Source organism: Micromonospora olivasterospora, assembly GCF_007830265.1.
Taxonomy (GTDB): Bacteria; Actinomycetota; Actinomycetes; order Mycobacteriales; family Micromonosporaceae; genus Micromonospora; species Micromonospora olivasterospora.
In genome coordinates, this window is record NZ_VLKE01000001.1 from 4,895,764 (window position 1) to 4,908,756 (window position 12,993).

Annotated in this window: 14 protein-coding genes and 1 pseudogene; 13 read left to right on the top strand and 2 right to left on the bottom strand. The window is 73.2% G+C overall.

Annotation, left to right across the window (positions count from 1 at the left end; genetic code table 11):
* Positions 1-16: 16 nt before the first annotated feature.
* Positions 17-454 (top strand): annotated as a pseudogene (locus tag JD77_RS22525) (MATE family efflux transporter); the annotation flags it as partial.
* 129 nt (positions 455-583) lie between these two features.
* Here the strand turns inward: JD77_RS22525 and JD77_RS22530 are convergent.
* Positions 584-1,765, bottom strand: coding sequence for a CaiB/BaiF CoA transferase family protein (locus JD77_RS22530; protein ID WP_145776063.1), 1,182 nt, complete (start codon positions 1,763-1,765; stop codon positions 584-586).
* A 79-nt stretch (positions 1,766-1,844) separates the two neighbouring features.
* On the opposite strand from JD77_RS22530, the gene JD77_RS22535 reads away from it, so the two are divergent.
* The 7 genes from JD77_RS22535 (at position 1,845) to JD77_RS22565 (ending at position 7,692) form a co-directional block, all read left to right on the top strand.
* Positions 1,845-3,020, top strand: a complete 1,176-nt coding sequence (locus JD77_RS22535; RefSeq protein ID WP_145776064.1) for a glycosyltransferase family 4 protein — start codon at positions 1,845-1,847, stop codon at positions 3,018-3,020.
* A 3-nt stretch (positions 3,021-3,023) separates the two neighbouring features.
* A complete protein-coding gene (locus tag JD77_RS22540; protein WP_211372632.1) occupies positions 3,024-4,118 on the top strand; it encodes a glycosyltransferase family 9 protein in 1,095 nt (364 codons plus the stop codon).
* A gap of 137 nt (positions 4,119-4,255) precedes the next feature.
* Positions 4,256-5,266: a TerC/Alx family metal homeostasis membrane protein gene (locus JD77_RS22545; protein ID WP_145776065.1), complete on the top strand. Its 1,011-nt coding sequence runs from the start codon at positions 4,256-4,258 to the stop codon at positions 5,264-5,266.
* A 55-nt stretch (positions 5,267-5,321) separates the two neighbouring features.
* The gene (locus JD77_RS22550; RefSeq protein ID WP_145776066.1) at positions 5,322-5,921 is read left to right on the top strand and encodes a sulfite oxidase-like oxidoreductase; all 600 of its coding nucleotides are present in this window, start codon (positions 5,322-5,324) and stop codon (positions 5,919-5,921) included.
* Positions 5,922-5,985: 64 nt separating this feature from the next.
* Positions 5,986-6,720, top strand: a complete 735-nt coding sequence (locus JD77_RS22555) for a ferredoxin reductase (protein ID WP_145776067.1) — start codon at positions 5,986-5,988, stop codon at positions 6,718-6,720.
* Between the two features lie 10 nt (positions 6,721-6,730).
* Positions 6,731-7,024, top strand: coding sequence for a DUF6510 family protein (locus tag JD77_RS22560; protein ID WP_145776068.1), 294 nt, complete (start codon positions 6,731-6,733; stop codon positions 7,022-7,024).
* A gap of 146 nt (positions 7,025-7,170) precedes the next feature.
* A complete protein-coding gene (locus JD77_RS22565) occupies positions 7,171-7,692 on the top strand; it encodes a GNAT family N-acetyltransferase (protein ID WP_246140842.1) in 522 nt (173 codons plus the stop codon).
* A gap of 346 nt (positions 7,693-8,038) precedes the next feature.
* Here the strand turns inward: JD77_RS22565 and JD77_RS32935 are convergent, their stop codons facing one another.
* The gene (locus JD77_RS32935) at positions 8,039-8,245 is read right to left on the bottom strand and encodes a nucleotidyl transferase family protein (protein WP_211372633.1); all 207 of its coding nucleotides are present in this window, start codon (positions 8,243-8,245) and stop codon (positions 8,039-8,041) included.
* Between the two features lie 301 nt (positions 8,246-8,546).
* On the opposite strand from JD77_RS32935, the gene JD77_RS22580 reads away from it, so the two are divergent.
* From JD77_RS22580 to JD77_RS22600, 5 genes are all read left to right on the top strand, one after another.
* Positions 8,547-9,362: a helix-turn-helix domain-containing protein gene (locus JD77_RS22580; RefSeq protein WP_145776070.1), complete on the top strand. Its 816-nt coding sequence runs from the start codon at positions 8,547-8,549 to the stop codon at positions 9,360-9,362.
* Positions 9,359-9,553 carry a DUF397 domain-containing protein gene (locus tag JD77_RS22585; RefSeq protein ID WP_145777724.1) on the top strand — a complete coding sequence of 65 codons (195 nt, stop codon included), beginning with the start codon at positions 9,359-9,361 and terminating at the stop codon, positions 9,551-9,553. Before JD77_RS22580 ends, JD77_RS22585 begins: the two co-directional genes overlap by 4 nt.
* Before the next feature lie 149 nt (positions 9,554-9,702).
* Entirely contained in the window at positions 9,703-10,746 is a 1,044-nt protein-coding gene (locus JD77_RS22590; RefSeq protein WP_170286513.1) for a transposase domain-containing protein, read from the top strand.
* A 26-nt stretch (positions 10,747-10,772) separates the two neighbouring features.
* On the top strand, positions 10,773-11,150 hold the full coding sequence (locus JD77_RS22595) for a hypothetical protein (RefSeq protein ID WP_145776072.1): 378 nt from the start codon (positions 10,773-10,775) through the stop codon (positions 11,148-11,150).
* 54 nt (positions 11,151-11,204) lie between these two features.
* The gene (locus JD77_RS22600) at positions 11,205-12,887 is read left to right on the top strand and encodes an ISAzo13 family transposase (protein WP_145774681.1); all 1,683 of its coding nucleotides are present in this window, start codon (positions 11,205-11,207) and stop codon (positions 12,885-12,887) included.
* Positions 12,888-12,993 lie beyond the last annotated feature (106 nt).

Below are 12,993 nucleotides of genomic sequence, written 5' to 3' on the forward strand. Positions count from 1 at the left end.
GTCGGGATCGGCGGCGATGAGCCAGTCCACCCTCGCCCAGCCCACGGTCGCGCCGCCCCGGCGGATCGCCGCGCTCGCCCTGCCGGCCCTCGTGGTGCTCGCCGCCGAGCCGCTCTACGTCCTGGTCGACACCGCCGTGGTCGGGCACCTGGGCCGGGTGCCGCTGGCCGCACTCGCCGTCGGCGGCACGGTGCTGACCCTCACCGCCTGGCTGGGCGGCGTGCTGGCGTACGGGATCACGGGGCGGGCGGCCCGCCGGTTCGGCTCCGGCGACCGGGCCGCGGCGGTGGCCGAGGGCGTGCAGGCGTCCTGGCTCGCGTTCGGGGTCGGGGTGCTCGCCGCGATCGGCACGCAGGTCGCCGCCGGCCCGCTGGCGGGTACCCTCGGCGGGTCGGGCGAGGTGGCCGGCGCGGCCGCGCAGTGGCTGCGCGTCGCGGCGCTCGGCGTAGCCGGGTGATCCACCAGCAGCTCGTGCTCAGCCGCGACCTGCTCGTCCGGGGCCTCGCCTTCCAGGCCACTGCCGCCACCACCGTGCGCCGGAGGTCGACGGCGGGACCCGGCCCGAAGGGGCGGCGCGGCGAGATCAGGCCACCGCCCCCGCGGCGCGCAGGGCGGCGATCCGGTCGGCCGGGAAGCCCGCCTCGGCCAGCACCTCGTCGGTGTGCTCGCCGGGGTGCGGCGGCGGCCGGCGCAGCGCCGTCGGGGTGCCGGAGAACCGGGGCGCGGGGGCCGGCTGGGTCGCCCCGGCGTGCTCCGCGAACACCCCCCGGGCCGCCAGGTGCGGGTGCCGCGGGGCCTCCGTCCAGTCCAGCACGGGCGCGACGCAGGCGTCCGAGGAGCCGAGCAGCGCCGTCCACTCGTCGCGGGTACGGGTGCGGAACAGTCGCCCCCACGCCTCGCGCAGCGCCGGCCAGTTCGCCGGGTCGTCGCGGTCTGGCGCCTCGTCGCCGGGCAGCGGGAAGCCCGTACGCCGCACCAGTTCGGCGTAGAAGCGGGGCTCCAGCGCGCCGACGGCGAGGTGCCGGCCGTCGGCGCACTCGTACGTGTCGTAGAACGGCGCGCCGCCGTCGAGCAGGTTCACGCCGCGCGGGTCCTGCCACATGCCGGTCCGGCGCAGCGTGTGGATCATCGTGGACAGCACGGCCACACCGTCCACGATGGCCGCGTCGACGACCTGGCCCCGGGCCCCGCCGGCGACGGCGTACAGGGCGGAGACGACGCCCAGGGCGAGCATCATCCCGCCGCCGCCGAAGTCGCCGAGCAGGTTCAGGGGCGGCACCGGGCGCTCCCCGGCGCGGCCGATGCCGTGCAACGCCCCGGTCAGCGCGATGTAGTCGATGTCGTGGCCGGCGTACGGGGCGTTCGGGCCGTCCTGCCCCCAGCCGGTCATCCGCCCGTACACCAGGCGGGGGTTGACCGCCAGGCAGTCGGCGGGGCCCAGGCCGAGCCGCTCGGTGACCCCGGGGCGGAAGCCCTCGACCAGCGCGTCCGCGCCGGCGACCAGGGCCAGCACCACCTCCCGGCCACCCGCCGACTTCAGGTCCACCGCCACCGAGCGGCGGCCCCGGTTCAGCAGGTCGGGGTGCGGCGTGCCGAACACCGTCGGGTCCACGTCGGTCGCCCGGTCGACCCGCACCACGTCGGCGCCCAGGTCCGCCAGCATCATCGCCGCGAACGGGCCGGGCCCGATGCCGGCCAGCTCGACCACCCGTACGCCGGCGAGGGGCCCCACGCCGACGCCCGCCTGGATCTCGCGTTCGCTCATCGGTACACCGTAGGCGGCGCGCGTTTGCCTCGTAAGGCCCCGGGAACCCGCCCGCGACAGCGCGAGGCGAGGGGGTGGCGTGGCCGACGAGCGCCCGATCCGGGTGGCCCTGCTGCACGGCCCCGGCCGGCCCGACGCCGACGGGGTCAGCGACTACGTGGCGCGGCTGGCCCGGGCCCTGGCCGAGGTGGGCGTCGACGCCACCGCCGTCGGCGTGTGCCCGGACGGCGGGACGTCGCCGGCCCGGTGGTGGGCGGCCTGCGGCCGGGCGGCCAGGCAGGCCCGCCGGCTGCGGCCCGACCTGGTGCACGTGCAGTTCGCCCCGGCGGCGTACCGGTTCTCCCGCGTGCCCGGCCTGCTGCCGCTGCGGCTGCCCCGGGGCGTCCCGCTGGTCACCACCCTGCACGAGTACGGCTCGTGGGCGGCCCCCGGCTGGCTGCCCGGCCCCCTGTGGTCGATCGTGGAACGCGGCGGCCGGTGGTGCCGGGAGACCGGCCGCCTCGTGCCGGGCAGCGGCGCCGTCGTCGTCACGAACCCGGCCCACGCCGCCGCCGTACGCGCCCGCGCCGGCCGGGAGCCCGTGCACGTGCCCATCGCCCCGAACGTCACCGACCGGCCCGGGGCGGCCACCGAGGGGCTGCGGCTGCGCGCCGAGCTGGGGCTGGCCGAGGGCGCGCCGCTGCTGGCGTTCTTCGGCTTCGTCCATCCCGTGAAGGGGCTGCGGCACCTGATCGAGGCGCTGCCCGAGCTGCGCCGGACGCACCCCGACCTGCGCCTGCTGGTCGTCGGCGGGTTCACCTCCCAGGCGCTGCCGGAGGCGGAGGCGGCGGCGTACCGGGCCGAGCTGACCGGGCTGGCCCGCCGCTGCGGGGTGGCCGACCGGGTCACCTTCACCGGGCACCTGCCGGCCGAGCGGGTCTCCGCCGCCCTGCACGCCGCCGACGTGGTGGTGCTGCCGTTCACCGCCGGGGTGAACACGAAGAGCGGGGCGCTGCTGGCCGCCCTGGCCCACGGCGTCCCGACCGCGGTGACCGTGCCCGACGGGGACGACGAGCTGGCCGGCAGCGGCGCGGTGGCGGTCATCCGGGCCCGCCGGGACAGCGCCGCGATCGTCGCCGCGCTGCGGCGGCTGCTGGCCGACCCGGTGCTGCGCCGGCGGCTGGCCGAGCGGGGTCGCGCGTTCGCCGCCGCGTACTCCTGGCCGCGCGTGGCCGCCGCGCACCGGGACCTGTACGCGGGGCTGCTGAGGGGGTGACCGGTGGCGCGGACGTACGGCGAGATCCTGGTGGTGGACCTGCTCGGCGGGATCGGCGACCTGCTGATGCTGCTGCCCGCCGTGCACGGACTGGCCCGGCGCAACCCCGGGGCGCGGCTGCGGGTGCTCACCCACGAGCCCGGCGCGGAGCTGGTCCGGGCGGACCCGGCGGTGACGCGCGTCCGCACGCCCCGGCACGGCCGCGCCGGCGCGGAGCGGGAGGCGGTCCTCGACGCCCTCGCCGCCGCCCCGCCGGACCTGGCCGTCACCACCACCCGGTACGACGGCATCCCCGACCTGCTGGAGGCCACCGGTGCGCGCTGCGTCACCGACCTGTGGCGCCGGCCCCCGCCCGACCAGCCGGTGGGGGAGCGCTACCTGGCGATCCTGCACGCCGAGGGGCTGCTCGACGGGGTGGACCTGACCGCCCGGCCGCGCGTGCACCTGCCGGCGGCGGCGCGGGCGGCCGGGGAGCGGGCGGTGGCCCGCCTGGTCGGCGAGCCGCCCGCGCCCCCGGTGGTGCTGGTCACCGACGCGGGGATGGCGGTGAAGCGCTGGCCGGCCGGGCGGTGGCGGGAGTTGGCCGACGCGCTGACCGGGCTCGGCCATCCGGTGCTCGCCGTCGGCGCGGACCCGGTCGACCCGGTGGCGGTGCCGCTGCCCCGGGGCGACCTGCCGACCCTCGCCGGCCAGTTCGCGGCCGTCGCCCGGCGCGGCGGCGTGGTGGTGGGGCCGGACACCGGGCCCGTCCGGCTGGCCGCCGCGGCGGGGGTGCCGACGGTGGGCCTGTTCGGCCCCACCGACGCCCGCCGGTACGGCATGGCGAGGGCTTCCGGCGCTGCCGTGGCCGGCTCGCCGGCCGCCGGCGTCGACCTCCAGGGGCTGGCGGACTGTCCGCACCGGCTGCCCACCGCGATCACCGAGCAGCCCTGCTGGTGGCAGGCTTGCTGCCCGCTGGACCCCTCCGGTCCGGCGTGCCTGGCAGACCTGCGTGTCGCCGACGTCCTCGCGGCGACCCGGGCAGCGGCCGGTCGCGGCACCGCCACCGCCCGTGACGGCCGGGGTGCCGGCTTGGCGGGCCGGTGGCGAGTGTCCTAGCCTTGGCGCACGAGGGGAGTACTTCCCACGAACCATTCCGGTCAGTACGGCGCGCCCGGAGCGTGCCCCGGGTGGTTGCCCACGGGATGCGTGGGTGAAGGAGACCTCGAACATGACACGGTGTTCGAGGGGGCCCCATGACCGAATTGTCGTATCTGTCTGCCGCCGAGCTGTCGTCGGTGGGCACGCCAACTCTCTGGGCAGTGACCATCGCGGGCGTGCTCGCCCTGCTGGTCCTGGACTTCCTGGTGACCCGCCGGCCGCACGAGGTCTCGCTCAGGGAGGCCCTCGGCTGGTCGGCGTTCTACGTGGCGCTGCCGCTGGCCTTCGGCGCCTGGGTGTGGAACCGGTACGGCTCCGCGCAGGGCCTGGAGTACCTGACCGGTTACCTGGTGGAGAAGTCGCTCTCCGTCGACAACCTGTTCGTCTTCATGCTGCTGCTGGCCGCCTTCGCGGTGCCGGCCGTGCTCGCCCAGCGGGTGCTGCTCTACGGCATCGCCGGCGCGCTGGTGCTGCGGGCCGTCTTCATCGCCCTCGGCGCGGCGGCGCTGAAGACGCTCGACTTCGCGTTCCTGCTGTTCGGCCTCATCCTCGTCGCCACCGCGGTCAAGCTGCTCCGCGACGCCGTCTCCGGCCACGAGCAGGAGGTCGACATCAACCGGATGCGGTCGGTGCGCCTGCTGCGCCGGTTCATGCCGGTCGTCGACGAGTACCACAGCACGAGGATGATTGTGCGGCAGGGCGGCCGCCGGGCGCTCACCCCGTTCGCCCTGGTGGTGGTCGCGGTGCTCGCCACCGACGTGGTCTTCGCCGTGGACTCGGTGCCGGCGGTCTACGGCATCACCGAGGACCCGTACCTGGTCTTCGCCACCAACGCGTTCGCCCTGCTGGGCCTGCGCGCGCTCTACTTCGTGCTGCACGCCGCGCTGAGCCGCCTCGTGCACCTCAGCTACGGCCTGGCGATCATCCTCGCGTTCATCGGCGTGAAGCTCGGGCTGCACTGGGCGCACGGCAGCTGGCCGGGCGTGCCGCAGATCCCGACGCTCGCCTCGCTCGGGGTCATCATCGGCGTGCTCGTCGTCGTCACGCTCACCAGCCTGCGCGCCACCCGGGAGGCCGCGGCGCCGGCCACCACCGAAGGCCACTGACGCCCCGTCCGGGGAACCGGGGCGCCGGGCGCGGCCCGGGTGGTACGACTGACGGGTGGGAATCGTCACGCCGGGCTTCCAGGGCCGGCCCCGTTCGGCGGAGCCGGCCCTGCCGCCGGGGCAGTATCTGACCGAGGACTTCCCGGTGCTCTCGGCCGGCCCGACGCCGAAGGTGCCGCTGGACACGTGGGAGTTCGTCATCACCACCGAGACCGGCGAGGAGGTCCGCTGGTCCTGGGCGGAGTTCACCGCCCTGCCGCAGGAGACGCCGACGGTCGACATCCACTGCGTGACCCGCTGGTCGAAGCGGCAGACGGACTGGCAGGGCGTCTCGCTGGACGTCCTGCTCGACGGCGTGGACACCGAGGCGACCTACGCCCTCGCCCACTCGTACGGCGGGTACACCACCAACCTGCCGCTGGCCGACCTGCGCGGCGGGCGGGCGTGGGTGGCCCACCGGTACTCCGGCCGGGACCTGCCGCCGGAGCACGGCGGGCCGGCCCGGCTGCTGGTGCCCCACCTGTACTTCTGGAAGTCCGCGAAGTGGGTGCGCGGCATCCGGCTGAAGACGATGGACGAGCCCGGCTTCTGGGAGACGGCGGGCTACCACGACTACGGTGACCCGTGGCGCGAGCAGCGGTACGCGGGCGACTGACCGCCGGCCGACGCCGGGCGCGCAGCGCGGGGCGCGGGGCGACCGCGCGGCGCGGGGCGGCCGGGTGAGCGCCGCGTTGACCTGGCGGGTGGCCCGGCTCGTCGAGCGCCGGGTGGAGACCCCCACCGCGCAGACGCTGGTCCTCGACGCGCCGGGCTGGCCGGGGCACCTGCCCGGCCAGCACCTCGACGTCCGGCTGACCGCCGAAGACGGTTACCAGGCCGCCCGGTCGTACTCCCTCGCCGCGCCCGCCGAGGGGGACCGGATCGCGCTGACCGTGCAGCGGGTGCCCGACGGCGAGGTGTCGCCGTACCTGATCGACGTGTACGCCCCCGGCGACCCGGTGGAGGTGCGCGGGCCGGTCGGCGGCTGGTTCGTCTGGCGGCCGGAGCAGGACACCCCGGTGCTGCTGGCCGCCGGCGGGTCGGGCGTGGTGCCGCTGATGGCGATGGTCCGGGCCCGCCGCGCGGCCGGCAGCCGGGCGCCGTTCCGGCTGCTGTACTCGGTGCGCACCCCGGACGACGTGTTCTACGCCGAGGAACTGCGCCGCCGCGCCCGCGACGACGAGGGCCTGGACATCGCGTACGTGTACACGCGCCGGGCCCCGCAGGGGTGGGACGGCGAGCCGCACCGGGTCGGCCCGGCGGATGTGACCGCCACCGGCTGGCCACCCGAGAACCAGCCGCTCTGCTACGTCTGCGGGCCGACCGGATTCGTGGAGTCGGTGGCGGACCTGCTGGTCGGCCTCGGCCACCAGCCCGCGCGCGTCCGCACCGAACGATTCGGCCCGACCGGTTGAGGGAGACTCGATGAGCGACATGTCCTACCTGGACGGGAACGTGCTGGACGGCCCCCTGCGGGAGCTGTTCGCCGTCGACCTGAGCGCCGCCACCGGGCGGTGCGAGTCCTGCGGCACCACCGGCCCGATGGCCGGGATGCGGGTCTACCCGCACGCCCCGGGACTGGTCGCCCGCTGCCCGGCCTGCACGAACGTGATGCTGCGGCTCGTCCGCGCCCCCGACCGCGCCTGGCTGGACCTGCGGGGCGCGACGTTCCTCCAGGTCCCGATGCCGGCGGACGAGCCGTACCCGCGCCCACTCTGAACACTCGGCACGCCGCGCGCCCCTCTGCCGGTGCCCTCCCGCGATCTTGCACTTCCGGCCCCGACAAACGTCACAAATCACCCATATCGAGGGCCGAAACTGCAAGATCGCGTATGGGGGGTGGCGTCCACGGTCAGAGTGACCCCGTGAGATGCCTGCGTACGGCCGGTGCGGCGGCCATCCGGCGGCCCCGACCCGCCGACGAGGTCGAGTTCATCGCCGCCGCCCGGCGCAGCCACGACCTGCACCACCCGTGGCTGGCCGCCCCGGACACCCCCGAGGCGTACGCCGCGTACCTGCGCAAGATCCGCCGCCGCGACCACGCCGGCTACCTGATCTGCGACCGGGCCACCGGGGCGATCGCCGGGTACGCCAACATCAGCGGCATCCTGCTCGGCGCGCTGCGCGGCGGGTACCTCGGCTATGCCGCGTTCCTGCCGTACAGCGGCACCGGGCACGCCTCGGCCGGCGTCGGCCTGGTGGTCGAGCACGCGTTCACCGCGCTGGGCCTGCACCGGCTGGAGGCGAACATCCAGCCGGGCAACGAGCCGTCCCGGCGGGTGGCCCGCAAGCTCGGGTTCCGGCTGGAGGGCTACTCGCCCGACTACCTGTTCATCGACGGGGCGTGGCGGGACCACGAGCGCTGGGCGATCACCGCTCCGGCCTGATCACCCGGGTAGGTGAGCGGGGCCCGGTACCGCTGGTCGCCGACGGCAGTGCCGGGGGCTCCGCCCGTTCTCGGGTGGGAGTGGGAAACTCCTTGAGCGGTCGGTCAACGGTGTGCCGGGCCTGGTGGCCCAGCGCGCCGGTGTCGTCGTGACGGTCGCCTCGTTGGACGCCGCGGACGGGCGGGTCACCCCGGATCTGGGCGGTCCGCAAACCGGAAAAGCTCCGGCTGTGGGCGCGGGAGGGCAAGCTACCGGACGCGGAGTGATCCAGGCACCTCAAAGATCATTTCGTCGGGAGTTCTTGGGGCTCCAACGTCAATTGATCTTGACGCGGCGGTCACAAAAGCTATCCAACCGGCGGACCGACGAGGGGTTCGCCAATGTCCGGCAGTCCATGGCTGCGTGGACGAAGGTCACTTCCCAGCGTGCGCACCGCGGTCGAGGACATCGCGGCCAGTTCGGGCTGCGCAGGCAGAAATACCGTGGGGACACCCAGCGACTGGTTCATCGCGGCGAGCCGGTACTCGGTCCGAAGGTCGGTGGTGTTACGCACGCCGCGGACGATCACACCTACCTCCTGGCGACGGCAGTAGGTGGAGGTCAACCCGCTCCAGGTCGCAATTCGCCGGATCGTGGACGTGGGCGGTACGTCACAGCGCCGTGGGTGCGGTGCCGTGGGCCCCGGCGTAGACCCCGCCCAGCTTTCCTCGGCGTGGAGCGGGTCCGCATGCGTGACAGTCTGCTTAGGACGCCGCTACTGTCGGAACGCGCGCGCCGCATCCGTGCAGGTCGGAAGGGCGGATGGGCGCTCCTGAAAGTCTCGCCGGCAACATTGAGCAGGAATTGGGGAATTGATGGCGACCGCCAGCGACTACGTGCTCAACGAACTTCGGCTGCTCCGAGCGTCGCTCGGACTGAGTCAGGAGGAGTTCGGCCGGACCATCGGCTACTCCGGCTCCCACGTGAGCTCGGTGGAGACGGGTGGACGCCCGCCGACGAAGGAGTACATGGAGGCCGTCGACCGGGCGCACGATCCCGCGTACCAGCCGGGCCGGGAGGGCCGGTTCATGCGGATGCTGCGCGACCTGGCCAAGCTGGACGTGGCGCCGACCTGGCTGCGCGAGTGGATCGAGTTGGAGCGCGACGGGACCCTGCTGCGCTGGTACGAGCCGGCGTTCCTGCCGGGCCTGCTGCAGACCGAGGCGTACGCCCGAGCGATCCTGGCGCACAGCCTGCTCCTCCCCGCGGAGGTGGAGCAGCGGGTGGCGTCGCGGCTGGAGCGGCAGCAGATCCTGACCCGGGAGTCTCCCGTGCCGCTGGTCGCCGTGCTCGACGTCATGGTGCTGCGCCGGCCGATCAACGGGCACCCCGGGGTGATGGCCGAGCAGCTCGAGCACCTCGCCAAGATGGCCGAACTGCCGCACGTCCATGTCCTTGTGGTCCCCGAGGACGCAGGAATCTATCTTGGTCTACAGGGAGCCTTCATCCTGGCGACCCTGACCGACGGGGCGGTGGTCGCCCACCTCGACCACCAGGTCAAGGCGCAGGTGGTGGACGGGGTGGACGACCTTGCTACCCTCCAGCGGACGTGGGAAGTGGTCAGAGGTGAAGCCCTCTCGCGCAGGCAGTCACTCGAACTGATCAAGGAAGCGGCGCAGACATGGACATGACCGGTGCCAGGTGGCACAAGTCGACTCGCTCGGGGACCAACGGCGGCTCGTGCGTAGAGGTGGCCGACAACCTGCCCGGCGTCGTGCTCGTGCGCGACACGAAGGACCGGGACGGCGGCACGCTCCGGTTCGACCCGAAGCCGTGGCAGGCGTTCGTCGACCTGGCGAAGCAGATCGGCCCCGTCGGCTGACACCTGCCGGACGCGGCCAAGGCCCAAGGCCGGGTAGTTAGGCGGCGGGCGTGGCTGTCAAGCCGATGGGCCCGGGGGCGGTAAAAGCAACGGAACTCCGGTAGAACTGGCGGTCGACCAAGATCCACCGTTTCTGCCCGGGAGTTCCGTTGCCGGATCATTCTGCCCTGTCCCGCACTGTGGCCGCCATCACCCGCACTGTCCGGGTCGCGGCGGGAGTGTTCGCCCCGGGCCATCTCGGGGAACTCACCTCGATCGTGCCCTTTGAACTCGTCGATGCGGTGCTGGCCGAGACCGGTACGGTGCAGGCAAGACTACGGAACCTGCCGTCCCGGGTCGGGGTGTACTTCGTGCTGGCGATGTGCCTGTTCCCGGAGGTCGGCTACCGGCGGGTCTGGGCCAAGATGATCGCCGGGCTGGTGGGGCTGGTCGTGGTCGTCCCATCGGGTAAAGGGCTACGTGACCTGCGCCGCCGCGTCGGTCCCGCTCCGGTGAAGGCCCTCTTCGAGGTCCTCGCCGGGCCTCTCGCGCAGCCACACACTCCCGGGGTGCGGTTCGGCCGCTATCGCACGGTGTCCTTCGACGGTTGTACCTCCCAACGCACCGCCGACACCGCCCGCAACCGTGCCTGGCTCGGCAAACGCACCGGAAACGGCTACCCGGCGGTGGAGTTGATGACGCTGGTCGAGACCGGCACCCGCGGCATGCTCGGTGCGGTGTTCGGACCGACCGCCGAGGGCGAGACCAGCTACGCCAGCAAACTGCTGCATCTGCTGGATGCCGGCATGCTCGTGCTGTGGGACAAGGGCTTCGACTCCAACATGTTCCTGACCGCGGTCGCCGGCACCGGCGCCCAATTCCTGGGCCGGCTGCGCGGCAACCGCCGCCTGCCGGTCCTGGCCCGCCTCGACGACGGCTCATACCTGAGCGTCCTCAACCACGTCCCCGTCCGGGTCATCGACGCCACCGTCACCGTCACCTGCGCCGACGCCACCACCTACACCGGCGTCTACCGCCTCGTCACCTCCCTGCGCGACCCCCGCCGGCACCCGGCCACCGCCTGGTCGAGCTCTATCACCAGCGCTGGGAACACGAATCGGCGTACTACGCCCTGCGCCACACCATCCTGCACGGACGAATCCTGCGCTCCGGCGACCCGACCGGCATCCAGCAGGAACTGTGGGCACTGCTGACCGTCTACCAGGCGCTGCGCACCGCGATGGTCCACGCCACCGAAACCCGGCCCGGGACCGACCCCGACCGGGCCAGCTTCACCATCGCCCTGCACACCGCCCGGGAACAACTCACCAACGCCGCCGACGTCCTGCCCGAGAACACCGACCTCACCGGCGCTATCGGCCGCGCCGTCCTCGCTGAACTCCTCCCACCACGCCGAGCACGCACCAGCACCCGCCGCGTCAAATCACCACTGTCCCGCTACGCCAAACACCCACCCGGCAGACCCACCACCAACCAGAAGATCACCAACCTCGCCATCACCATCCACGACGACACCACCGAACCACTCCCACCACCCACACCATCCCCACCCCGCAAACCCCGCAAACCCCGCTTGACAGCAGCCGCAACGCCCTAAGGGTCTGCCGAGAAATAAGTAGAGGTTTTCCTGTCCGGCCGTGTTGGATGTGGTATGGCCGTGACGGTGGAAACCGAACAAATGCTGGCGGCGAAGTTCGAAGCGATCTTTCCGCATCTGGATGAGCGGCAGCGTCGCCTGCTGATGGGCGCTGAGGCGCGGGCGTTGGGGCACGGCGGGATCCGGGCGGTGGCCCGGGCTGCCGGGGTCGCCGAGAACACGGTCTCTCGCGGCGTGTCCGACTTGGACGCGGGCGATCCCCCTTTGGGTAGGGCACGCCGCCTGGGCGGAGGCCGCAGAAGCCTGTCCGAGACGGATCCGCGGTTGCGCCCGGCGTTGCTGGCTCTGGTCGAGCCGGACGAGCGGGGCGATCCGATGTCGCCTCTGCGGTGGACGACCAAGTCGACCCGCACCCTCGCCGCGGAGTTGACCCGTCAGGGCCACCCGGTGGGCGCCGACACCGTGGCCGACCTGCTGCGGTCCGACGGGTTCAGCCTGCAGGCCAACGCCAAGACCATCGAGGGTAAGCAGCATCCGGACCGCGACGCGCAGTTCCGCTACATCAACGACCAGGTCAGAGACCATCAGGACACCGGTGACCCGGTCGTCAGCGTGGACACCAAGAAGAAGGAACTGGTCGGCCCGTTCGCCAACGCCGGCCGCCAGTGGCGGCCGGCCGGTGAACCGGTCGCTACCCGCACTCACGACTTCCCCGACAGCGAGCTGGGCAAGGCGGTGCCTTACGGCATCTACGACCTGGCCGCCAACACCGGCTGGGTCAACGTCGGCACCGACCACGACACCGCCGCGTTCGCCGTGGAGTCGATCCGCCGTTGGTGGAACAGCATCGGCTCCAGCGACTATCCGCACGCCAGGCGGCTGCTGATCACCGCGGACGCGGGTGGCTCCAACGGCTACCGCACCCGCGCCTGGAAAGCGGAACTGGCCGCCCTCGCCGTGCAGACAGGGCTGGACATCACCGTGTGCCACTTCCCACCCGGCACCTCAAAGTGGAACAAGGTCGAACACCGGCTGTTCTCCCACATCACCATGAACTGGCGGGGCCGGCCGCTGACCAGCCATGACGTGATCGTGCAGAGCATCGCCGCCACCACGACCCGCACCGGCCTACGCGTACACGCCGCCCTCGACACCAACACCTACGACACCGGCGTACGCCTCAGCGACCGACAACACGACGCGCTACCGCTGAGCCGCCACGACTGGCACGGTGAGTGGAACTACACCCTGCACCCCGAGGAATACGAACAGGTCAACAACGCCCCCGACCCGTTCGACCAGCCCAGCCCCGACCTGGCCTGGCTAGCGCATCCGGCCCTGACCGGACTACCCCCCGACGAGTGGGACGCACTGATCACCACCCTGATGACACTGCACGACCAGCAGCGGGAAACACGCCTGAACAAGCGACGCGGTCACCGTCCCCGACTGACCGCGCCCGGCACCGGCCGCCGCCCCGTCCTCACCCTCGCCGACCGGCTCATCGCCGCCATCCTGCACCACCGACTCGCCCTGTCCCAGGTCGCCGTCGCCGCCCTGTTCAGCGTCCGACCCGAAACAATCAACAGGCGGATACGCGAGACCCGGCAACTCCTGCAACAGGCGGGACACAGCATCCAACCCGGCCCACAGCGACTCGCCACCCTAAACGACCTCTACACCCTCGCCACCACAGAAGGCATCACCACCCCGCCAGAGCCCAAAGCCGCGTGTTGATGATCTGCAGCCCCTAACTACCCGGCCTTGGGCCAAGGCCCCAGCGCGGCGTTCCCCGGCCGCCGGGCACGGTGATGGCGAAGGCCCCCAGCGCGGCGTTCCCCGG